Origin of the sequence: uncultured Polaribacter sp. (genome assembly GCF_947497125.1) — a bacterium.
In the GTDB taxonomy this organism is placed as follows: domain Bacteria; phylum Bacteroidota; class Bacteroidia; order Flavobacteriales; family Flavobacteriaceae; genus Polaribacter.
In genome coordinates this window covers 103,421-127,315 of record NZ_CANMFI010000007.1, presented here as the reverse complement: position 1 = coordinate 127,315, position 23,895 = coordinate 103,421, and the positions used below count along the sequence as shown (strand labels likewise).

The 23,895-nt window shown below is 31.6% G+C and carries 21 protein-coding genes; 13 read left to right on the top strand and 8 right to left on the bottom strand.

Features of this window, described 5'->3' with window-relative positions:
• Positions 1 to 90: 90 nt before the first annotated feature.
• The 3 genes from Q0678_RS10990 to Q0678_RS10980 form a co-directional block, all read right to left on the bottom strand.
• Positions 91 to 1,449, bottom strand: coding sequence for an OmpA family protein (locus Q0678_RS10990; RefSeq protein WP_299057810.1), 1,359 nt, complete (start codon positions 1,447 to 1,449; stop codon positions 91 to 93).
• Between the two features lie 113 nt (positions 1,450 to 1,562).
• Positions 1,563 to 2,756, bottom strand: coding sequence for a glycine C-acetyltransferase (gene kbl / locus Q0678_RS10985; RefSeq protein WP_299057807.1), 1,194 nt, complete (start codon positions 2,754 to 2,756; stop codon positions 1,563 to 1,565).
• A gap of 47 nt (positions 2,757 to 2,803) precedes the next feature.
• Complete coding sequence (locus Q0678_RS10980; protein ID WP_299057805.1) at positions 2,804 to 5,929, bottom strand: exodeoxyribonuclease V subunit beta; 3,126 nt, start codon at positions 5,927 to 5,929, stop codon at positions 2,804 to 2,806.
• A gap of 155 nt (positions 5,930 to 6,084) precedes the next feature.
• On the opposite strand from Q0678_RS10980, the gene Q0678_RS10975 reads away from it, so the two are divergent.
• The 4 genes from Q0678_RS10975 to Q0678_RS10960 all read left to right on the top strand — a co-directional run bounded on the left by Q0678_RS10975 (position 6,085) and on the right by Q0678_RS10960 (position 12,002).
• Positions 6,085 to 6,321, top strand: a complete 237-nt coding sequence (locus Q0678_RS10975) for a hypothetical protein (protein WP_299057803.1) — start codon at positions 6,085 to 6,087, stop codon at positions 6,319 to 6,321.
• A gap of 7 nt (positions 6,322 to 6,328) precedes the next feature.
• Complete coding sequence (gene tilS, locus Q0678_RS10970) at positions 6,329 to 7,624, top strand: tRNA lysidine(34) synthetase TilS (protein ID WP_299057800.1); 1,296 nt, start codon at positions 6,329 to 6,331, stop codon at positions 7,622 to 7,624.
• A 174-nt stretch (positions 7,625 to 7,798) separates the two neighbouring features.
• Positions 7,799 to 10,378, top strand: coding sequence for a phosphoenolpyruvate carboxylase (locus tag Q0678_RS10965; protein WP_299057798.1), 2,580 nt, complete (start codon positions 7,799 to 7,801; stop codon positions 10,376 to 10,378).
• A gap of 88 nt (positions 10,379 to 10,466) precedes the next feature.
• Complete coding sequence (locus Q0678_RS10960) at positions 10,467 to 12,002, top strand: YifB family Mg chelatase-like AAA ATPase (protein WP_299057796.1); 1,536 nt, start codon at positions 10,467 to 10,469, stop codon at positions 12,000 to 12,002.
• Between the two features lie 3 nt (positions 12,003 to 12,005).
• Here the strand turns inward: Q0678_RS10960 and Q0678_RS10955 are convergent, their stop codons facing one another.
• Positions 12,006 to 12,470 (bottom strand): DUF1569 domain-containing protein, encoded by a 465-nt coding sequence (locus Q0678_RS10955; RefSeq protein WP_299057794.1) that lies wholly within the window; start codon positions 12,468 to 12,470, stop codon positions 12,006 to 12,008.
• Between the two features lie 119 nt (positions 12,471 to 12,589).
• Between Q0678_RS10955 and Q0678_RS10950 the strand changes: the two genes are divergently transcribed.
• Both Q0678_RS10950 and Q0678_RS10945 read left to right on the top strand, forming a co-directional pair.
• Positions 12,590 to 12,832 carry a type II toxin-antitoxin system ParD family antitoxin gene (locus tag Q0678_RS10950; protein ID WP_299057792.1) on the top strand — a complete coding sequence of 81 codons (243 nt, stop codon included), beginning with the start codon at positions 12,590 to 12,592 and terminating at the stop codon, positions 12,830 to 12,832.
• Complete coding sequence (locus tag Q0678_RS10945) at positions 12,829 to 13,131, top strand: type II toxin-antitoxin system RelE/ParE family toxin (protein ID WP_299057790.1); 303 nt, start codon at positions 12,829 to 12,831, stop codon at positions 13,129 to 13,131. Before Q0678_RS10950 ends, Q0678_RS10945 begins: the two co-directional genes overlap by 4 nt.
• Before the next feature lie 283 nt (positions 13,132 to 13,414).
• Here Q0678_RS10945 and ahcY read toward each other — a convergent pair whose 3' ends face one another.
• Positions 13,415 to 14,722: an adenosylhomocysteinase gene (gene ahcY / locus Q0678_RS10940; protein WP_299057788.1), complete on the bottom strand. Its 1,308-nt coding sequence runs from the start codon at positions 14,720 to 14,722 to the stop codon at positions 13,415 to 13,417.
• A 63-nt stretch (positions 14,723 to 14,785) separates the two neighbouring features.
• Between ahcY and Q0678_RS10935 the strand changes: the two genes are divergently transcribed.
• From Q0678_RS10935 to Q0678_RS10905, 7 genes are all read left to right on the top strand, one after another.
• Entirely contained in the window at positions 14,786 to 15,412 is a 627-nt protein-coding gene (locus Q0678_RS10935) for a 4'-phosphopantetheinyl transferase superfamily protein (protein WP_299057786.1), read from the top strand.
• A 209-nt stretch (positions 15,413 to 15,621) separates the two neighbouring features.
• Positions 15,622 to 16,344, top strand: coding sequence for a geranylgeranylglyceryl/heptaprenylglyceryl phosphate synthase (locus Q0678_RS10930; RefSeq protein ID WP_299057785.1), 723 nt, complete (start codon positions 15,622 to 15,624; stop codon positions 16,342 to 16,344).
• A gap of 266 nt (positions 16,345 to 16,610) precedes the next feature.
• Complete coding sequence (gene pnuC, locus Q0678_RS10925; RefSeq protein WP_299057784.1) at positions 16,611 to 17,234, top strand: nicotinamide riboside transporter PnuC; 624 nt, start codon at positions 16,611 to 16,613, stop codon at positions 17,232 to 17,234.
• On the top strand, positions 17,204 to 17,806 hold the full coding sequence (locus Q0678_RS10920; protein ID WP_299057782.1) for an ATP-binding protein: 603 nt from the start codon (positions 17,204 to 17,206) through the stop codon (positions 17,804 to 17,806). Before pnuC ends, Q0678_RS10920 begins: the two co-directional genes overlap by 31 nt.
• The gene (gene arfB / locus Q0678_RS10915; RefSeq protein ID WP_299057780.1) at positions 17,806 to 18,210 is read left to right on the top strand and encodes an alternative ribosome rescue aminoacyl-tRNA hydrolase ArfB; all 405 of its coding nucleotides are present in this window, start codon (positions 17,806 to 17,808) and stop codon (positions 18,208 to 18,210) included. Before Q0678_RS10920 ends, arfB begins: the two co-directional genes overlap by 1 nt.
• A 513-nt stretch (positions 18,211 to 18,723) precedes the next feature.
• Complete coding sequence (locus Q0678_RS10910) at positions 18,724 to 21,072, top strand: TonB-dependent receptor (RefSeq protein ID WP_299057778.1); 2,349 nt, start codon at positions 18,724 to 18,726, stop codon at positions 21,070 to 21,072.
• A 318-nt stretch (positions 21,073 to 21,390) separates the two neighbouring features.
• A complete protein-coding gene (locus Q0678_RS10905; protein ID WP_299057776.1) occupies positions 21,391 to 21,768 on the top strand; it encodes a hypothetical protein in 378 nt (125 codons plus the stop codon).
• Positions 21,769 to 21,833: 65 nt separating this feature from the next.
• On the opposite strand, the gene Q0678_RS10900 is transcribed toward Q0678_RS10905, so the two are convergent.
• From Q0678_RS10900 to Q0678_RS10890, 3 genes are read right to left on the bottom strand one after another with little or no spacing between them, the layout of a single operon-like run.
• Complete coding sequence (locus tag Q0678_RS10900; protein WP_299057772.1) at positions 21,834 to 22,103, bottom strand: heavy-metal-associated domain-containing protein; 270 nt, start codon at positions 22,101 to 22,103, stop codon at positions 21,834 to 21,836.
• Between the two features lie 5 nt (positions 22,104 to 22,108).
• Entirely contained in the window at positions 22,109 to 22,474 is a 366-nt protein-coding gene (locus tag Q0678_RS10895) for a rhodanese-like domain-containing protein (protein ID WP_299057770.1), read from the bottom strand.
• A 5-nt stretch (positions 22,475 to 22,479) separates the two neighbouring features.
• Positions 22,480 to 23,886, bottom strand: coding sequence for an MBL fold metallo-hydrolase (locus Q0678_RS10890; protein ID WP_299057768.1), 1,407 nt, complete (start codon positions 23,884 to 23,886; stop codon positions 22,480 to 22,482).
• Positions 23,887 to 23,895 lie beyond the last annotated feature (9 nt).

Here is a 23,895-nt window from a genome sequence, read left to right as displayed (position 1 = left end):
TTTTACTTAAAAACAATAATCTTACTTCATAAAAAAAGCCTCATCTAAATGATGAGGCTTTATAAATTATAGTTAATTTAAAACTAATGCTTAGTTTGTAACTTTAACTTCTACTCTTCTGTTGTTAGCTCTACCAGCTCTAGTCTTGTTAGAGTCTACTGGGTTTGCTTGACCAAAACCTTCTGCAGTTAATCTAGAAGCATCAATACCGTTTTTAACTAAATAGTTCATAACAGCTGTTGCTCTTTGCTTAGATAACTTTAAGTTTCCAGCTTTAGAACCAGTACTATCAGTAAAACCTCTGATTGCAAATTCTGAAGCAGAATATTCTTTCATGATAGCTAACATACCGTCTAATTCTTTAGTAACACCTGATTTAAATGAAGTTCTACCAGAATTAAATAAGATTGACTTTGCAAAAGCATTCATTCCTATTTTAGCTTCGTTTGTCATTACATCAGGACATCCATTTTTAGAAGCAACTCCTGCCTCATTAGGACATTTGTCATCTTTATCTAAAATGCTATCTCCATCAGTATCTGGCCAAGGACAACCTGCATTTGCAACAGGACCTGCTACGTTAGCACATTTATCATCTTTGTCAGCAACACCATCTCCATCAGCATCAGGACAACCTTTGTTTGCTTTTGTTCCTTTTTCGTTAGGACACATGTCATCATTATCAGCTACTCCGTCGCCATCAGCATCAGGACATCCATTCATTGCAGCTAAACCAGCAACATTAGGACAAGTATCTTCAGAATCTTTTACTCCATCGCCATCAGCATCAGGACATCCGTTGAATTCTTTTAAACCTGCTACTTCAGGACAAGCATCTTCTTTGTCATATACTCCGTCTCCGTCAGTATCTTTACCACCAAACTTAACTACTAAACCAATAGAGTTTTGGTAATGAGATCTTACATTTTTTGCAAAACCTAATTTACTTCCGTGTTGAAAGTTTAAACCTAAGTTATCATTAAACCATACGTTAAAACCTAAAGCACCATGACCCATTAATTCACTTTGGTCACTTTTTCCACTATTTACATAGTCTCCACCCAAAGCTACATAAGGATCAAACCATGCAGTCTCTCCTATTAAATGATTTAAATCATACTTTACTAAAGCCCCTACAGACCATAATAAGTAATCAGCATCATTTTTCTCTAAATGCGTAGTAATTTTGTTTATAGATCCAGCTAATTGTAAGCTAAAACCTTTTTCTAAATACTTGTCTACAGAAATTCTAGAAATAGATGGTAAAATATTCCAATCTGTACTTCCTAATAAATCTTTAAACTGGTCAGAAGTTGAGTTTATACCGTACATATCCACAGCATTAACACCAAAACCTACTACCCAAGGGTTGTTCTCATCTTGTGCACTTAAATTACTAAAAGACACCATAGTAAATAAAGCGATCACAGCTAATTTTAATTGTTTCATTATCAAATTTTTAAATTAAATTCTTTTTTATAATAGACAAAAGTAAACTCTTAAAATGTATCTACAAAGATAAAAATGAAAAAAATTCATAAAAAAAAGTATTTTTAATATTTCTAAATAACGTTTAACTCTTTACCTACAGCTATAAATGCAGCAATTGCAGCATCTAAATGTTTTTTTGTATGGGCTGCAGATAACTGAACTCGTATCCTAGCTTTGCCCTTTGGCACAACCGGAAAAAAGAACCCTATCACATAAATCCCTTTTTCTAACAATTTATTAGCCATTATTTGAGATAGTTTTGCGTCATATAACATAACCGGAACAATGGCAGCATCTGCACCCACTAAATCGAACCCTGCTTTTTCCATTTCTAATCTAAAATAATTAGTATTCTCTTCTAACCTATCTCTTAAAGAGGTGTTTTCTGTAATTAAATCAAACACTTTTAATGAAGCGCCAACAATTGCTGGAGCTAAAGAGTTTGAAAACAGATAAGGTCTAGATCGTTGTCTTAATAACTCTATAATTTCTTTTTTGCCTGTTGTATAACCTCCCATGGCACCACCCAAAGCCTTGCCTAAAGTACCGGTAACAATATCTACCCGATCCATTACATTTTTCAATTCAACGGTACCTCTACCTGTTTTTCCAATAAAACCAGTCGCATGGCATTCATCTACCATCACTAAAGCATTATATTTATCGGCTAAATCACAAATTTCATCTAGCTTTGCCACAATACCATCCATAGAAAAAACACCATCTGTTACTATTATTTTAAAACGATGTTCTTTTTTATTTGCTTCTTTGAGCTGGTTTTCTAAAGAAACCATGTCATTATTATCATAACGATAACGCGCTGCTTTACACAAGCGAACTCCGTCTATTATAGAAGCATGATTTAAACTATCTGAAATAATAGCATCTTCAGCAGTCAATAAAGGCTCGAAAACACCACCGTTGGCATCAAAAGCTGCAGCATAAAGAATAGTGTCTTCTGTGGTATAAAAATCTGCAATCTTTTTTTCTAATGATTTGTGAATATCTTGTGTACCGCAAATAAAACGCACAGACGACATACCGAATCCGTGAGTATCTAAAGTATCTTTTGCTGCCTGAATAACTGCAGGATGATTAGACAAACCTAAATAATTGTTACTACAAAAATTAAGCACCTCTTCTCCTGTACTTATTTTTATTGTTGCGTCTTGAAATGAAGTTATAATTCGCTCTGACTTAAATAAGCCTGCGTCTTTTAAATCTTGAATTTCGTTTTTTAAAGTATCTTTAATTTTACCGTACATTTTTTATGAATTTAAAAATGTAAAGTTACAAAGATTATTTTTTTTGATTATACTGCAACCACATCAATCTCGTTATTAATATAAACTAGTAGCTTTTTGTCTACCCTATAACCAATGGTGTTTATAGCTCTTTCATATTTTAATAATTGCTGATGGTGTTCCTTTGAAGGCAAGCCTGTTTTATAATCTATGATAACAACAGTATCGCTAGAAGTAAAAACCAATCGATCTGGAATTATAACCTGATGGTCTTCTGTTAAAATTTCTCTTTCATTTAAAGTTTTTGTACTACTAGAATAATAAGACGCCAAATCTTTATGAGTAACCACATTAAAAACACTTTTTTCAATAAAAGCTGCTTGATCTTTAGTTAACACTCCTTGCTCATAATATTGCCTAACAGAATTTTTAATATCATTTTTGGTTTCTATTTTAGCAAAAATAGCATGCAATAAATTTCCGAAATCTATGGCTGCTCCTTGGTCCGTGTTCCATAGTTTAGAAGCACCTGCTAACAAAACAATATTGTGCTGCTGCCATGGTGATGATAAAAATTTAGAATGCACCTCTGCTGTTATAGCTTCGGATTTTATAACACGATTTCGATTTTCATTACCAAAAGTATATGTTAATCGAGCATCATTCCAAAGATTTTTTTCTTTAAGGTAATTGATAAAAATACCTGAATAATAATTAGTATTCTCTACACCTTTAACATTAAGTCTTTTTTCTGTAATTACATGTAACTCTTCTACCGCTCTAGTTAAGGTTACGTATAAAAGATTAAAATTATCTAATTCTAATGCCTCTCTTTGTTGGTTGTAAATTTCTAACCCTCTATGATTAACCCTACTTAAATCTTTTCCGTTTGCCAACAACAACTCTTTAAAACCATTGTAAGTGGTAGGTAATTCATCTAACCAAGATTTTGGTTTTACTTGACCATAAATATCTACATCAAACGGAAAAATAACAACCGGAAACTCTAGTCCCTTTGATTTATGAACCGTCATAATTTGAACGGCATTGGCACTTTGCGGAGCAACAATACTTAGTTGTTCTTTTTTAAGATTCCAAAAATCTAAAAAAGCACTTACATCGGTTCCTTTTCTTTGCTGCTCTAAAACAACATCTAAAAAAAACTGGAGATAAGCATCCGAAGAATTAGTTAATCGAAAACCTCTAATAATTTCTTCAATTTTTTCGTAAAAAGGCATCTCAAAATAAGCACTTATATTAAAGGTTACGTCATATTGCTGTAAGTCCTTTAAAAGAGGCTGAAAATCTACCTTCGAAAAAGCATTAAAAAATTGATGTTTGGTTAATGACACCCCTAAATGCTCTTGTAAAAAATACAGCATTTCGAAGCGTGTTTCTTCGTCATTCGGATTCTCTAAAACACTTAAAACGTTTATAATAAATGAAACTTTAGCACTATTTTGAAGTAATAATGTTTCTGATGATACAATAGCAATTCCGTTTTCTGATAAGTAATTTGCCACCAACACACCACTTTTTCTGGTTCGTGTTAAAACACAAATTTCGTTTAATGAAAAGCGTTCTTGCAAGGCAACTATCTTTTCGAATACTTTCTTTGGATACTTTTGTTTTTCTATTTCCTTATCTTCTTCTTTTTCTAAGAAAGATAAAGAAACAAACCCTCCTTTACGATCGTTCTCTAACTGCTTATTACCCTCTAAAAATAAATTACTATATGACTTGTTTTGTAAAAATGCGGCTGCATGCTGAAAAAAGGAATTGTTAAACTTAATAATCTCAGAAAAACTTCTGTAATTTGTTTCTAGACTTTTGATTGTTTTTTGAACCTGAAAAGGATTATCAGAGCCGGCACCAAGTCCGATAAATTGCTCGGCCTTACCTCCGCGCCATCTGTAAATTGCCTGTTTACCATCGCCTACTAATAATAAGTTACTGTTTTCTTGCGCCAATGCATTGGTAATTAACGGAATTAAGTTTTGCCACTGTAAAAGCGAAGTATCTTGCATTTCATCAATAAAATAATATTGAAAACGCTGCCCTATTCTTTCATAGATAAAAGGCGCTGGCTGGTCTTTTATATGATCTGATATTAGCTGGTTAAATTCTGCATTTAAACGAATGTTATTATCTTCTTTTATTTGTGTTAACTCTCCATTTATATGATTTAAAACAGATAAAGGAGTCATACTTTTTAAAGCCAATCTATTTAAAATAAAAAACTGATAAAAAGATTCTGATTTATAATACAAATCAAGTAATTGAGGCACAATACTCTCTATAGCAGCCTTTGTGCTATCTGGTTTGTTTTTAGAATAATATACTCCTTCTTCTAGCCTTTCCTTTAGCTTATTATCTTCGAAAAACTTGGTTTTTTCTGGGTTTGATGCTAAAGAACTAAAATGTTTAGGCAATAATGAATAGTAAAAATCTTTGTAATCTAAACCTGCCTCATCAACAAGTTTTGAACCTAAAGCACCTATTTCTGTCAATGCTTTTAAATGTTCTTTTTGCTGATTTTGTAAGGTTGTTTTTAATTGTGTAAAATCTTCTAATTTTTTATCAGATAAATTTTTAAATCGAAGGGCATCTTCTTCGTTTAATAAAAGCCGAGCAAATTCGCTTAAATCATTAGAAATATCCCAAGAAGTATCATCATCTGTTTTATCTAACGAATAAGCAATTAATAAATTGGTTAATTTTGTATCGGTACCAATTTTAGAAATCAAAACATCTACCGCTTCATTTAAAAGAGAAACAGCATCCATTTCTACTTCAAAATTTAAAGACAACCCTAAATCGAATGCAAAATTTTTAATTATTTTATGTGTAAAGCTATCAATTGTTGTAATAGAAAAAGCGGAATAATTTTGTAAAATTGCCTCTAAAATTTTCTGACTTCTAACCTTAACAAGCGATTTATCTATTTCTATTTCCTTTAAAATTATAGGTAAAAGAGCATTGTTTTCTCCAGAAGCAAACTCTTCTAAATTAAGCATTACACGCTCTTTCATTTCTGCAGCAGCTTTGTTTGTAAATGTAATTGCTAAGATTTTCTGAAACAAAAAAAGATCTTCAGATGCCAACAACACCTTTAAGTATTCTTTAACTAAGGTAAACGTTTTACCACTGCCTGCAGAGGCATTGTAAACTTGAAAAGTAGATGTTTCAGCCACGTTCTTATTTTAAAAATGAATGCTACGAATTTAAGAAAAAATAGCTTTAAATTTTTATAAAAAGTCACGAAAGTGAATGGGTGTTATTTTGTTTTCATATCTTTGATTTTACTTTGATCCTTATGTAAAAAAGGAATTGAACCTTATTTTAAAAGATGATTTTAGATCAAGACAAACTTTTTAAAAAAACATTCGAACAACTCACAGAAAAGCCAACAGAACAAAATATGTTTCATGCTTTTTTAAAGTTATATCCCGAACAATGGAAACAACTAAAAATTAATTTTTCTAAATTTAATAGAAGTAAACAGTTCGGAAAAACGATACCACTACCCAAACCCGAAGTTACGCTAAGAAAAGAACTGCGCACTTGGTTAAAAAAACAACTTTAACCAAAAAATGCTGCATAATCTAGCACAACATATACAAAAAAACCTACCTCTTTTAGAAGGTAAAAAACTATTAATTGCTGTCTCTGGCGGAATAGATTCTGTTGTTTTAACACACCTATTACACTGTTTAAAATTTTCTGTATCAATAGCACATTGTAATTTTAATTTACGCGAAAAAGACAGTGATTTAGACGAGCAATTTGTTATAAATTTAGGTAACAATTTAAATATTAAAACATTTACAAAGTCTTTTAATATTTCAGAAAAAGGGTCTATACAAGTTTTAGCAAGAGATCTAAGATACCAGTGGTTTAAAGAACTAATGCAAAAAAACACTTTTGATTTTGTTTTAACCGCACACCATGCAGATGACAACTTAGAAACTTTTCTTATCAATTTATCTCGCGGTAGTGGCTTAGAAGGTTTAACGGGTATTCCAGCAATTAACAACAATATTGTGCGCCCTTTATTGCCGTTTTCTAGACAAGAAATTCTAGACTATGCAACCACAAATAAACTCTCTTGGCGAGAAGATAAAAGCAACGCAACAACAAAATACATCCGAAATAAAATAAGGCTTAAAATTGCACCTGTTTTAAAGGAAATTAACCCTTCATTTTTAGAGAATTTTACCAAAACAATTTCTCACTTAAAAGGAAGTAAACAAATTATTGAAGACCATATTGAAACTGTTTCTTTAAAAACAACTACCAAAGAAAATGCAATTTTAAAGATTGATATTACTAAAATCTTAGCATTATCAAACCCAAAAGCATACTTATACGAACTTTTAAAAGATTTTAACTTTACAGATTGGAATGTGCTTTTAAAGCTACTTTCTGCTCAATCTGGTAAAAAAATTTATTCGGAAACACATGTACTCTTAAAAGACAGAAACTTTTTATTACTTCAAAAAAAAGAAGTTTCTAAAGATGAAATAACACGTTATTTTATTACAGAGAAAGACACAAAAATTACACATCCAATTTCTTTAAACCTTAAACAAGTTTTAAAAACTACTGCAAATACTTTAGAAACTATTTATGTAGACAAAGAGATGTTAAGTTTTCCTTTATCAATTAGAAAATGGGAACATGGAGATTTTTTCTATCCTACAGGAATGACAGGAAAAAAGAAGGTAAGTAAGTACTTTAAAGATAAAAAAATACCACTTTTAGAAAAAGAAAATATCTGGCTACTTTGTAACAATAACAATGACATTATTTGGGTGATAAATCATCGGGCAGATCGTCGATTTTCTGCTACTAAAAACACTTCAGAAATTCTTAAAATATCTTTTTAACATTTTTACTTGTTTAAATAAAAACAAAATCAACAAAGTGACTTAAATTTTAAACATTTAATTAATAAAACTTGTTATTTATATCGTTTTCGTAAATAAATTAGGAATTATTTACAATAATGTAAGCATTATAATTGCCCTTTTTTGTAGTTTTATAGCTGAAAATATCAACAGATGAACACACTACCGAAGCTAGATCGATTTAATGAAAATGTACTCTCTAAATATCAAATTTACAATAGTGTTTTTACAACACTTCCTTTTGATACTATAGACGATACCGGCGTTTTGCTGCCTCTTTTACACAAAGTTTGTAATGAAGGTTTTAAATTAGGTAAAAATCCGACTGAAATTATTGATTATTTTTTTAAAAAATATCACGAAAATCCGACTGAAAAAGAAAAAAGAGACCTACTGTTTCTTTTTATACAATTTATAGAAAGACAAGTTGTACTGTTTGATGCTATTGAAGATGCTGCCTTTTCTGTGGTAAATAATATGGATGGTATTGGTACGCTTAGAAACTCTAAAGAATCGGCTTTTTTAAATAATAAAAAAGATGAATTAAAAGCTCATTTAGAAGATTTTAAGGTTCGTATTGTGTTAACAGCGCATCCAACGCAATTTTATCCTGGTTCTGTTTTAGGTATTATAACCGATTTAGACAAGGCAATACAAAATGACGACCTGCTTTTAATAAAGAAATTATTAGCTCAACTAGGTAAAACTCCTTTTTATAAAAAAGAAAAACCAACTCCTTTTGATGAAGCGGTTAGCTTAATTTGGTATTTAGAGCATGTATTTTATCACTCTGTACCTAAAATATACAACTATATTCAGCATCATATTTATGACGGAAAACCGATTGAAAATGAAGTGATAGATTTAGGTTTTTGGCCAGGCGGAGACAGAGACGGAAACCCTTTTGTTACCACCAAAATTACTTTAGATGTTGCAGAAAGATTGCGCCAAACTATCTTAAGAAGTTATTACAGAGACATTAGACGTTTAAAAAGACGTTTTACTTTTGATGGGGTTCAAGATATTTTAGCAAAAGTAGAAAAAAGACTCTATAAACATGTAGTTAGAACCTATGACAAAGTAAACTTTTCTCAGAAAATTCTTTTAGAAGAATTGTATGCTGCAAGAGAAATTATTGAAAACAAACATCAATCTTTATTTATTGAAGAGTTAAATGATGTAATTAATAAAGTTAGAATTTTTGGCTTTCATTTTGCTACTTTAGACATTAGACAAGACAGTCGAGCACACCACGAGGCTTTTACAAAAATTGTAGAAGATTTACAGAAAATTGGAGACACTACTTTTCCTGAAAACTACCTAACGCTTTCGCAAGAAGAACAAGTAGCTGTTTTAGCAACTATTAAAGGAAATATAGACCCGAAATTGCTATCTGATGAAACCTCAATAAAAACGATAGAATCTATTTACGCATTAAAACAAATTCAGCAAAGAAATGGTGAAAGAGGTGCAAATAGATATATTATTAGTAACAATCAAACAGCGTTAAATGTAATGCAAACCTTTGCAATGCTAAACTTATGTGGTTTTAAAGATGAATTACCGGTAGATGTAATTCCGCTTTTTGAAACTGTAGAAGATTTAGAAAATGCAGAAAATGTAATGAGAACTTTGTATTCGAATGCTGTTTACAGAAAACATGTTGCAAATAGAAAAGACAAACAAACCATTATGTTAGGTTTTTCTGACGGAACAAAAGATGGCGGTTATTTAATGGCAAATTGGGGAATTTTTAAAGCAAAAGAAGCGCTTACAAAAGTATCTAGAGAATTTGATATTGAAGTAATTTTCTTTGATGGACGTGGTGGGCCACCAGCAAGAGGTGGCGGAAAAACACATCAATTTTATGCTTCTTTAGGGCCAACAATTGAAGATAAAGAAATTCAATTAACCATACAAGGGCAAACTATTAGTTCTAATTTTGGTACCTTAAACTCATCACAATACAATTTAGAACAATTGATAAGTTCTGGTATTAAAAATGATGTTTTTACCAAAGATCAATTAAATAACGATCATAGAAAGTTGATAGAAGATATGGCAGCAACAAGCTACCAAACCTATGTAGACTTTAAAAATCATCCTAAATTTTTACCGTACTTAGAAAAAATGAGTACTCTAAAATACTATGCTAAAACCAATATTGGTAGTAGACCTAGTAAAAGATCAAACTCAGATACACTAGATTTTTCTGCTCTTAGAGCCATTCCGTTTGTAGGTAGTTGGAGCCAGTTAAAACAAAATGTACCTGGTTTCTTCGGACTAGGAACTGCCTTAAAAAAGTATGAAGACGAAGGTAGATTTGATGAAATTATTGAATTCTACAATACCTCAGACTTTTTTAGAACCTTGTTAGAAAACAGTATGATGAGTTTAACAAAATCTTTCTTTGGCTTAACTGCTTATATGGCCGATGACGAAGAATTTGGTGAATTTTGGAAAGTAATTTTTAAAGAGTACGAAACTTCTAAAAGACTGCTTTTAAAACTAACAGGACATAAAGAATTGATGGAAAACTTTCCGGCAGGAAAAGCCTCTATAGAAATGAGAGAGCAAATAGTATTACCTTTATTAACGATACAGCAGTTTGCATTAAAAAAGATACAAGAACTTCAAAAATCTAAGGGTAATTTAGAGGAGATAGAAGTGTACGAAAAAATGGTAATGCGTTCTTTATTTGGTAACATTAACGCCAGTAGAAACTCAGCCTAATATTTCTATAAAAAGTATTCGAAATGCAATCATTAATTTGATTGCATTTTTTTTATGCCTTAAATTTCTCTACATTTAAAGAAAAAAGATGCTTACAAAAGTCTATGGATCAGCAGTTTTTGGTATTGAAGCAACCACAATTACTGTTGAAGTAAATATTGATAAAGGAATTGGGTATCATTTAGTAGGCTTGCCAGACAAGGCGGTAAGTGAAAGTTCTTATCGAATTTCGGCGGCTTTAAATAATAACAACTACAAACTGCCAGGTAAAAAAATCATTATTAATATGGCGCCTGCCGATATTAGAAAAGAAGGTGCTGCCTATGATTTAACTCTGGCTGTAGGAATTTTGGCAGCATCAAATCAAATACAATCAGAAAATATAAATTACTATATTATTATGGGAGAGCTTTCTTTAGACGGAAGTTTGCAACCCATAAGAGGTGCTTTACCAATAGCCATAAAAGCAAGAGAAGAAGGATTTAAACATTTAATTTTACCTAAAGAAAATGCAAAAGAAGCGGCTATTGTAGATAATTTAGAGGTTTTAGGCGCAGAAAACATACTAGAGGTAATCAATCATTTTAATAATGATAAAAAGATTGAACCTACCATTGTTGATACAAGAGCAGAATTTTATAAAAATATCGATTTCCCTGAGTTTGATTTTTCTGATGTAAAAGGACAAGAATCTATAAAACGATGTATGGAGATTGCTGCAGCTGGCGGCCATAATATTATTTTAATTGGTCCTCCAGGATCTGGAAAAACCATGCTAGCCAAAAGATTACCCTCTATTTTACCACCAATGACGTTACACGAGGCTTTAGAAACCACAAAAATTCATTCTGTGGTTGGTAAAACTAAAAAAGAGGGGTTGCTTTATCAGCGACCATTTCGTTCACCTCATCATACCATATCAAATGTTGCTCTGGTGGGCGGCGGACAATATCCAAGACCTGGCGAAATTTCTTTGTCTCATAATGGTGTTTTATTTTTAGATGAATTGCCCGAATTTAAGCGAGAAGTTTTAGAGGTTATGCGTCAGCCATTAGAAGATAGAGATGTTACCATTTCGCGTGCAAAATTTACGGTAACTTACCCTTGTAGTTTTATGTTGGTGGCAAGTATGAATCCGAGTCCGAGTGGTTTTTTTAACGACCCTAACTCGCCCATGACTTCTTCTCCGCAAGAAATGCAACGTTATTTAAGTAAAATTTCTGGTCCGTTGTTAGACAGAATTGACATTCATATAGAAGTAACACCTGTGCCTTTTGAAAAACTTTCGGAAGAACGAAAAGGAGAATCATCGGTAACTATTAGAAAAAGAGTTACTGCTTCAAGAGAAATTCAATCTGTACGTTTTAAAGATTTCGAAAACATACATTACAATGCGCAAATGAATGTAAAACAAATTCGTGAATTCTGTAAATTATCTAAAGAAAGTTTAGCTCTCTTAAAAACTGCCATGGAAAAACTAAACCTTTCTGCAAGGGCATATGACAGAATTTTAAAAGTTTCGAGAACCATTGCAGACTTGGCAAATGAAACTGATATTTTACCAGATCATATTGCAGAAGCCATACAATATAGAAGTCTAGACAGAGAAGGTTGGTTAGGATAAAACCTATTTTAAAATACTTTTTACAATTTTTAGATGATGATTGGTATGTGCTTTTAAAAAAGACGATACCCTTGCCTTATTGACATTTCCAAACATTGGATGTTTAAAATAAGCGTTGCTATTTAATTTTTCTATTTCTTGAACATTCTTTTTGGCTAAGTCTAATTGTAAAATAATAGCTTCTTTTAAAACAATTTCTGGTGGTTTTACATGTTTGGGTGCTTTGGCTTTTCCTCTAGGAAAGTAATTAAATGCTAACAATAATTTGCCTACAAAACTAAAGTTGTCTGTGTACAAACTAGGGTCTGATTGCTCCATATTTTTAACCACTGCATTTATAACTTTTAAACTATGATCTAAATGCCAACCTACATTTACTGCAGATACCTTTGTGTTTACTCTTTGGTAACTAGAACAATAATGTTCTATTTGTTGTAGTTGATTTTCTATGGTTTTTGTTGCTTGCATGCTAGCTTTTGTTTTTTTAAAGGTACTTAAAAACTACAAATGCTTTTAGAATAGTTATTAATTGTTTATAATTTGGTTATGTTACCAAGATTTGGTATTTTTAAATAAATTTAGTTTAAATGGGAAAAAACACATCAATATCACTCGGAAATTATTTTGAAGAATTTATTAAAGAAGAAGTAAAATCTGGAAGATATAGTTCTGTAAGTGAAGTGATACGCTCTGCTTTACGTTTGTTAGAAACGGAAGAAAAAAAAGAAAGAGAATTGATTAAGGCACTTGAGATTGGAGAAAAAAGTGGATTTATTGAAAATTTTGATCCAAAACAAAATCTAGCTGAATTACATCACAAGTACTTATGAGTATATATAAGTACAGAATAAGTGAACAAGCAATTAAAGATTTAAATGATATTTGGATTTACACCTTTCAAAAATGGTCTAAAAAGCAAGCAGATAGATATTATGACCTTATTATAGGAGAAATTGAATTTATTGCTGACAACTTTATGATAGGGAAATCGGCTGAAAAAACTCGAAAAAATTACAGATGTATAAAAGTCAAATCACATCTAATTTTTTATAGAAAAGTCGAAAATGAAACTTTAGAAATTGTAAGAATTTTACACCAAAGAATGGATATTAAAAGACAAATGGAATAAAAAAATATACACAATAAGGATATTTTGTGTTAGAATATTGAAACTGTTTTACTACTTTTTATTAAGGCCGACTCTTATTTAAAAGACATAATTCGCGTTAAGGATTGCAATGGAAATCCTTTTGTGCTTTTGCTGCACAAAAGATTGTAATGTAAAGCCTGTTAAAACGCCCAAATAAAAAAAACGCTCTCAAATGAAAGCGTTTTTAAGTAATATAAGATTTCTAATTAGTTTATCTCGAGCAAAGTCGAGAGGCCTAAAAGAGCTCTTTTTTATATGCTATTTAATATCTGTAATGCTCTGGCTTGTAAGGCCCTGCTTGTGTTACACCAATATATTCTGCTTGGTCTTGGCTTAATTCTGTAAGCTCTACACCAATTTTTGCCAAGTGTAAATACGCTACTTTTTCGTCTAAATGTTTTGGCAACATATACACTTCGTTCTTATACGCTTTTGCGTTGTTCCAAAGTTCCATTTGTGCCAAAGTTTGGTTTGTAAACGAGTTAGACATTACAAAACTTGGGTGCCCTGTTGCGCAACCTAAATTTACCAAACGTCCTTCTGCAAGAAGAATAATATCTTTTCCGTTGATGTTGTACTTATCTACTTGTGGCTTAATTTCTACTTTTTCGCTATTGTTGTTTAAGTAAGGTACATCAATCTCGTTATCGAAATGACCAATATTTGCAACAATTACCTTGTCTTTCATTGCTTCAAAGTGCTCTCCTCTAACAATTCCTTTGTTACCAGTTGTAGTAATTACAATATCTGCATTACCAACTACTGTTTCTAATTTTTTTACTTCAAAACCATCCATTGCAGCTTGTAACGCACAAATTGGGTCTATTTCTGTAACAGTTACTATAGAACCTGCACCTTTAAAAGAGGCAGCAGTACCTTTACCAACATCTCCATAACCACAAACAACTACTCGTTTACCTGCTAACATAATGTCTGTTGCTCTACGAATTGCATCTACTGCAGATTCTTTACAACCATATTTATTATCGAATTTCGATTTGGTAACAGAATCGTTAATATTAATTGCTGGCATTGGTAAAGTTCCGTTTTTTACTCTTTCGTATAATCTGTGAACTCCTGTTGTAGTTTCTTCTGACAAACCATTAATACCTGCAGCCAATTCTGGATACCTGTCTAAAACCATATTGGTTAAATCGCCACCATCATCTAAAATCATGTTCAATGGTTTTTTATCTTCACCAAAAAACAAGGTTTGTTCTATACACCAATCAAACTCTTCTTCATTCATCCCTTTCCAAGCATAAACAGGAGTACCTGTAGCAGCTATTGCAGCAGCAGCTTGGTCTTGTGTAGAAAAAATGTTACAAGAACTCCAAGTAACTTCTGCACCTAAAGCTTGTAAAGTTTCAATTAAAACAGCAGTTTGAATAGTCATGTGCAAACAACCTGCAATTCTTGCTCCTTTTAAGGGTTGAGAGTCTCCGTACTCTTCTCTTAAACTCATCAATCCAGGCATTTCTGCTTCTGCTAATTCAATTTCTTTTCTTCCCCAATCAGCTAAAGAAATATCTTTAACTTTAAAAGGTACATAGGCTGTATTTGTGCTCATATTTTGTATATTTAAAATCTAATTTTTTGCAGTTGCAAAGGTACAACATACATTTTAAAATCTATGTCTCTTTACAAAACAATAACAGTTAACAGTACAACTAAAGTACTGATATGGAAGATTGAAGAATCATTAATCAATTTACAGCAAGGCATTTTACTTACAGAAAGCAGTAAAAACAGATTGCAGTCTATGAAATCTGAACTGCATCAAAAAGGGTTTTTAAGCATTAGACACTTATTAAAAGAAGTTGGTTATACCGATTCTGACTTAATTTATGATGCCTTTGGAAAGCCACATTTAATAGATAAAAAATTAATTTCTATTACCCATTCTTTTACGTTTACCGCTATTATTGTTTCTGATGATTTACAGGTGGGCATTGATATTGAAAAACAACGTGATAAAATTTTAAAAATAGCGCATAAATTTACACCTCTAGAGGAATACAAAACTATTGCAAACGCAGATGCTTTAATTAGCAAATTAACGATTGTTTGGGGTGCAAAAGAAAGTTTGTATAAAATTTATGGCAAAAAGAAACTCTTATTTTTACACCATATTTATATTGATGATTTTAAGTTTGAAGATGAAAAAACGAGTGGAGAAATTCGATTTGATGGTCAAATGACACCGTATAAAATTGAGTTTTTAGAGTTTGAAGGATTTACCTGTGTGTATGCGTATTAAAAGAGTTAGAAGGATTTTAAAGTACTAAAATTGAAAAGTGTTGTCAGTTCGAGCTCAGAACAGTACTAATTTATATTTATAATAAATAACTGTCTAAACTAAAAACCTCTCGACTGCGCTCGAGGTGACAGTATTCACAAAGTTTCTAAACTGAAAAATGTTGTCAGTTCGAGCGCAGTCGAGAACTAATTTGTATTTTTGAAATTGATATGAATATCTACCAAAATATTTTAGAAGCTAAAAAGGAAGGCAAAAAACTGTTAGCAGTTTTAATTGATCCAGAAAAAATGCCGCTTCAGAACATTCCCTCTTTTTTTAAGAAAGTAACAGCATCTATTGCTACGCATATTTTTGTTGGTGGTAGTACAGATATTAACAATCAAACAGAAAAAGTAGTAGCTGCTATTAAAAAAAACACCCAATTGCCTGTTGTTTTATTTCCTGGTGATGTACGTCAGATTACAAACAAAGCAGATGGTTTGTTGTTTTTAAGTTTACTTTCTGGACGAAATCCAGAATATTTAATAGAGCAACAAATAAAAAGTGTGCCTTTTGTAAAGGATACACACTTAGAAATTATACCTACCGGATATATTTTAATTGATGGCGGAAAAGAAACTGCTGTACAAAAAGTAAGCAAGACAACACCTATTGATCAAGATAATACAACACTAATTTTAAACACTGGTTTGGCTGGGCAATTTTCTGGAAAAAAATTAATTTATTTAGAAGCCGGTTCTGGAGCTACAATACCTGTAGCCGAAAATATTATAAGTCTCGTTTCTAAAAACCTAACAATTCCTTTAATAGTTGGTGGCGGAATTAAGTCTAAAAAACAATTGGAAACTGCTTTTTCTGCAGGTGCAGATTTGGTAGTTATTGGCACTGCTTTTGAAAATGATGAAACTTTTTTTGAGGATTTGAAAAAGTAGTTGTCTTACTATAGTATACAGTTTGTCATTTCGTACGCTAGTGAGAAATCTCATAAAGCGGCTAAAAATTTATGGTCTTTTCTTGTGTGATTTCTCTTAAAATCGAAACGACAAGACTAAATGAAATACTCTAATCTTCTACAATAAAAAAAAACCTGTCATTTCGACTTTTTTTTTGGGGGAAAATGACAAGATTATGTTTTTAACATATTTGAAAATTAAAATAAACAGTATAAAACACTATTTTTACTGTTCAAACAAAACAGATGCAAGAGATTTTTAATTTTCTTTTCGAACAATATAAAACCTACGAAACTATTGATATTTTTTTAGAAATTATTGCCGTAATTTTTGGCTTTTTATCTGTCTGGTTTTCTAAACAAAATAAAATTTGGGTGTTTCCTACAGGAATGATTAGCACCGCTATTTTTGTTTATTTACTCTTAAAATGGTCGCTTTTAGGAGACATGATGATCAACGCATACTACTTTATAATGAGTGTTTATGGTTGGTATATTTGGACGAGAACTGTTGATGATAGCTATGTTACTAAAATATCTAGAACTACTTTAAATGAAAAAAAGACATCAACTGCTATTTTTTTAGCAACTCTTGTTTTTGTTTTTATCGTTTATAACTATTTCGATAAATGGACCAATTGGGTTGCATATGCAGACACTGTTACAACGGCAATTTTCTTTGTGGGAATGTGGTTAATGGCAAAAAGAAAAATAGAAAACTGGTTATTTTGGATTGTTGGAAACATCATTTCTGTACCTTTATACCTTTATAAAGGATTTACATTTACTAGTTTTCAATACTTAGGATTTACATTTATTGCCATTTTTGGCTATTTAGCATGGAAAAAGAACTTACTCAGAAACCAATAAACATTATAAAAGTTGTTTTATTTGGACCAGAATCTACCGGAAAAACAACACTTTCTAAACAACTTGCAAGACACTACAATACGGTTTGGGCACCAGAATTTGCCAGAGAGTACTTACAAAAAAAATGGAATAATGAGCGCAAAACATGTGAAGCAGACGATTTACTTCCTATTGCCGTTGGACAAATGAAACTAGAAAATAAGTTGGCAAAAAAAGCAGACAAAGTATTAATTTGTGATACCGATTTACTAGAAACCAAAGTATACTCTGAAGAATATTATGGTGGTTTTGTAGACTCACATTTAAACGAAGCTGCCAATAAGAATACCTACGATTTATATTTACTAACGTATATAGATACTCCTTGGGAAGAAGACGATTTAAGAGACAGACCCGAGTTGCGTTTAGAGATGTTTACTGCCTTTGAAAATGCTTTAAAAAAACACAACAAAAACTACATTCTATTAAAAGGCAATAAAGAAACTCGTTTACAAAATGCTGTAAACGCTATAGATAAGTTAATTGCAACTAGCACCAATTTAAATTTATTTTCTAAAAGCTTAGAAAAATAATGGCACCAGAAAAACTAATTAAAGAACTTGTTTTTAAAGCAACTAGAAGTAGTGGCGCTGGTGGGCAACATGTAAATAAAACCTCTTCTAAAGTAGTATTGACTTTCGATTTAGAAAATTCACTTGCTTTATCTGAAAATGAAAAGGCGCTTTTAAAAAATAAGCTTTCCTCTAAATTAACCAACCAACAGATTTTAATTTTATTTTGCGAAGAAACTCGTTCTCAACATAAAAATAAAGAGTTGGCAATAAAGCGTTTTTTAAATCTGATAAAAACAAACTTAGTTAGACCCAAAAAAAGAAGACCTACAAAACCTAGTAAAGGTGTTTTAAAAAAACGTGTTGAAACTAAAAAAAAGACTTCTGTAAAAAAAGCACTTCGTAAAAAACCAAACTTAGAGTAAATCTAAAAGCTGGCAAACAAGTTTAGCCCAGATTGCAGTGGCATCCTTTTTATGCAAAACACTATTAAATAGCTACCAAAGAAAGTGAAGACTTCTAAGTAATAATAGAGGCTAAAATAAATTCAGCATAAAAAGATAAAACGAAAAGCTGGAAATAGCTTCTAAAAAAAAAACACTTTTCTATTTCACAATAAAAAAATCCACCTTAATTTTGCATCGTTCTCATAAAGGGGTGCTAATTTTAGTTGTTGGTTTTTAGTCTACTTAGACTTTTTAACTTTTAACTTTAAAAGGCTGAGATCATACCCAATGAACCTAGAACAGATAATGCTGTTTAGGGAGGCGATAATCGCCATTTTGTAAAACATGTTTTGCAAATAAGAAGCGAGGGAAGTAATCTCTATTTGTAAAATAGATTTTTTCATTATTCTTAATTTGTAAAACAAACACTAATTATTCAATATTAATCACAAGAATAATTACCTCTTTTTATTCGTTTTAAATTTTTTTAAAATGAAAAAAATTACACTTTTTTTATTCTTGTTTGTAAGTATACTTGCAAACGCACAACAATTTACACTTTCTGGAAAAGTAGTAGATGAAAACAAAAAACCTTTAACTGGCGCATCTATTGTGGTTAAAGAACTTAAAAAAGGAGTTTCTTCTGATGAAGCAGGAAACTTTAATCTGAACCTACAAAAAGGAACCTACACTGTGGCTGTTTCTTTTTTAGGGTACAAAACGGTTTCAGAAAAAATTACACTTTCTAAAAACGAGTATTATGTGGTGCAGTTAAAAGCAGAATTTTCGGTTTTAGATGAAATTCTGGTATCTGCCGTTCGTGTAAATGCAGACGTACCTGTTACGTTTTCTAATTTGTCTAAAAAAGAAATTGCCAAACGTAATTTAGGACAAGACATTCCGGTTTTACTAAATTATTTACCAAACGTGATTTCTTCTAGTGATGCTGGTGCTGGTATTGGTTATACGTATATGAATGTGCGTGGTTCTAACTCTGAAAGGATTAATGTAACTGTAAACGGAATTCCGTATAACGATGCTGAAAGTCAGGGTACTTTTTGGGTAAATTTAGGCGATTTTGCCTCTTCTACAGAAAGTTTGCAATTGCAACGTGGTGTAGGAACATCTACCAATGGTTCTGGTGCTTTTGGCGCAAGTTTAAATATTTTAACAGATGCCGTTTCTGATAATGCTTTTGGTGAAATTGCTAATTCTTTTGGGTCTTTTAACACCAGAAAACATACGGTAAAATTTAGCACCGGAAAAATAAATGACCATATAGAAATTGCGGGTCGTGTGTCTAATATTTATTCTGATGGTTATGTAGACAGGGCTTTTGCAGATTTAAAGTCGTATTTTTTACAAGCAAGTTATACTGATGAAAACACCCTGATAAAAGCAATTACTTTTGGAGGTAAAGAAAAAACATACCAAGCGTGGGAAGGCTTAACTGAAGCTCAATTACAGGAAAACAGAAGGCAGAACCCATACACGTATGATAATGAAGTAGACAATTACCAACAAGACCATTATCAATTGCATTGGAACGAAAAATTAACCGATAACTGGTCTACAAATCTAGGTTTAAACTACACCAAAGGTGCGGGTTATTTTGAGCAATTTAAAGCAAGTGAAGATGCCGCAGATTTTAATAATTTAATTGTTGATGGTTCTGATGTAATTGTAAGACGTTGGTTAGACAATGATTTTTATGTGGTTAATTTTAATACCAATTACAAAACAGAAAAACTGAATTTCATTTCAGGAATTTCTTATTCTAATTACACCGGAGACCATTTCGGGGAAGTAATTTGGGGAAATAATTTAACATCAAACACTACTATTAGAGATCGTTATTATTTTTCTGATGCTACAAAAAATGATTTTTCTGTATTTAGCAAAGCAACATTTGCAATTTCAGAAAAGCTTTCTGGATATGTAGATTTACAAGGTCGTTTTGTAAGTTATCAAACAGCAGGTTTAACATCTGATAGAGATGCAATTGATGTAGATGCTAATTTTAACTTTTTCAACCCTAAATTCGGATTTACCTATAAAATTAATAGTCAAAATAATTTATATACTTCGTTTGCTGTAGCCAATAAAGAACCTAATAGAAACGATTTTGAAAACGGTGTAGACACACCAGAAACATTAAATGACCTTGAATTAGGCTGGCGTTTAAACAAAGAAAATCTAACACTAAATACCAACATCTATTATATGGATTATAAGAATCAGCTGGTTTTAACAGGTGCTTTAGATGATGTTGGACAGCAAATTAGAGCAACTTCTGGTAGCAGTTACCGATTAGGTTTAGAGATCGATGCAGACATCCGTTTGTCTAATCAATTTAAAATAAGGCCCAATGCTTCTTTTAGCACCAATAAAAACAGAGACTTTTTTATTACTAGAGATGGCAATCCTACACCACAGTCTTTGGGCGAAACAGACATTTCATTTTCACCAGACGTTGTTCTTGGAAATATGATTACCTACATGCCAGTAGAAAATTTACAGTTTACATTTTTATCTAAATATGTAGGGCAACAGTTTATGAGTAATTTTAGCAGTGCAATTTCAGACACCGATGTTTTAGACAATTTCTTTACTTCTGATGTAAATGTTGTATATGAAATAGCACCAAAATCTATCTTTACATCGATTACATTTACAGCTTTGGTAAATAATATTTTTAATGTAGAAATTGTAGACAGAGGATATTATTATACGTTTGATGATACTTGGTCTCAAGCAAATGTTACAACAACAGTAGATGGTGCAGGTTACTATCCGCAAGCAACCAGAAACTTTTTAATGGGAGTTACCCTACGTTTCTAAAAAAAAAGTAAACAATTTTTAAATCCCAAGCTTAGCTTGGGATTTTTTTTGTAAAAAACTGATTTACAGCTATTTTTTGTTTTTAAATTTTTAATGCTTAGATTTATGCTTTAGAAACTTCCCTACTTAGTCTAAAAAGTATCAATTCCCCTTTTTTAAAGAATATCGTTTTATTTTTTTGCTTTCAGCAAAATGATAGTAAAATATAACTACATTTTTATATGTATATTTTTTGGTTTAGTAACAAATAAAGTAAGCTAACAGTTTTATTTGTTTCCTTTTGTAGAGTTCTTGTTAGCATAATTAAACCAATTTATTATGATAGAAGATTTAGCCAACGAGCTTCACAAAGGATTTAATGCAACAGGAGAAGAAATGCATCAACATGAATTAGATATCGAAATGTCTACTATTGAAGATCATTTAGAAAAAGACTCTGCTTTTATTAATCGAGATTGCACTGTTTTACACTCTAACGGTGTGTACGAAAAACCAAACGTAGTTATTACTGGTGGTCGGGTTTCTGTTAGTCTGGGTAGAAATGTTAAAAAAATACAATTAAGAAGTGTCCCTGGTAACGGAATTAGGCATTTTAGAGGCGGTACGCACAACATACCCAACGGAGAATATGTTTTATCGCTTTTTGGCGGAACATACCCGTATAGCTTTATTAAAGCCTGTATTTCTTATAATTGATAAAAAAATAGCGTTTGCTTAATTATGCAAACGCTATTTTATTAATCTGTAAAAGCATAAAGGTTTTATGCTTCAAACTTGCCCACTGCACAACTCACAAAAGATTTTGCTTTGTGCAATACTGTATTTTTATCGCCAACTTCTGGATACCCAAGTTTAGATAGTTTTGTTTTTACCAATTCTAAATCTGCATTTTCAGAAGAAATAGCTACGATAGATTTTTCTACATCAATGGCTACTTCTTGTATGTTTTCTATCTCTAATAATCCTTTTTTAATTGTAGCAGCACATCCGCCACATTTTAAATTTTCTATCTGTATTTCTATTGTTTTCATAAGTATTAATTTTCTTTTTTCCATTGGTTAATTCCGCCAGAAATATTTATAACATCAAACCCTTTTTCTTTAAGAATTTTACAGGCTTTTAAACTTCTGTTTCCGCTTCTACAAAGAATGTATACTGGTTTTGATTTGTTTAACTTTGTACTCGCATTTTCTGTAAAATTTACATCAAAATAGTTTGCAAACTTCGCATTTTTAAGAGTGCCTTGTGCTATTTCTTCTGGTGTTCTTACATCGAGTATTTGTACGTTTTTTTTCGCTAATAAAACTTTTAAATCTTTAGGAGCAATCGTTTTAATTTGCTCTTGTGAAGTACAACTTCCCATAGAAAATACAAGGAATAAAAAAAATACAAATTTTCTCATTTTATTTATTTTAAAGTTGATGGGCAAACGGCCACTGTTCTTTCTATTTGCGTATTTCGAATGGCTGCATAACCACCCGCAACATCAATTACATTATGGTAACCTCTTGCTTTTAATATAGACGCTGCAATTACAGAACGATAACCGCCTGCACAATGCACATAAAAGGCCTCTTTTTTTGGAAACTCGTTAAGATGATCATTTAAAAAGCTTAACGGAGTTGATGCTGCAGAAATAATATGTTCACTTTGGTATTCTCCTGGTTTTCTTACATCAAAAACAACTGCGTCTTCTTTTATCCTATGCTCTAAATCGTCTGCAGATATTGATGTTAACGTATCTATCTCTTTGCCTGTATTTTGCCAAGCTTTAAAACTACCTTCTAAATAGCCTAAAACATTATCGAAACCTACTCTAGATAAACGTGTAATGGTATCTTCTTCTTTACCAATTGGCGCTACCAACAAGATAGGTTGTTTTACATCTTTAATCAGTGTGCCTACCCAAGGAGCAAATCCACCATCAATACCAATAAAAATAGATTGCGGTATAAAGCCTTTTACAAATTCTGTTTGATGACGAACATCTAAAATAACAGCTCCGGTTTCATTTGCTAATGCTTCAAAATCTTTTGCTGCAATTGGCTTTATACTTTTTTTAAGCACGTCGTCTATTGCTGCATATCCTTCTTTATTTAATTTTACATTTAAAGGAAAATACGCTGGTGGTGGCAATAAACCATCAGTAACTTCTTTTATAAATTCTTCTTTAGTCATGTCTGCTCTTAATGCATAATTGGTTTCTTTTTGATTGCCAATTGTACCAACAGTTTCTTTACTTAAATTTTTACCACAAGCAGATCCTGCACCATGAGCAGGGTACACAATAACGGTATCTGCCAAAGTCATAATTTTTGTTCGTAGGCTATCAAATAAATAACCCGCTAAGTCAGCCTCTGTAATTGCTCCTTTTTGGGCTAAATCTGGACGACCAACATCTCCTAAAAAAAGAGTATCACCACTAAAAAGCGCATGGTCTTTTCCGTCTTTGTCTTTTAATAAAAAACAAGAACTCTCCATTGTATGACCGGGTGTATGTAAAACAGTTATGGTTATATCACCTACTTTAAAAACCTGATTGTCTGTTGCAATAATTGCTTCGAAATCTGTTTTTGCTGATGGTCCATATACAATTTTTGCGCCTGTTTTTTCAGCCAATGTAACATGACCACTTACAAAATCGGCATGAAAATGAGTTTCAAAAATGTATTTTATTTTCGCCTTATTTTTAGTGGCACGATCTATATAATCTTGTACTTCTCTTAAAGGATCTATAATAGCAACTTCTCCGTTACTCTCTATATAATAAGCACCTTGTGCTAGGCAACCTGTATAAATTTGTTCTATAATCATGTTCTAATT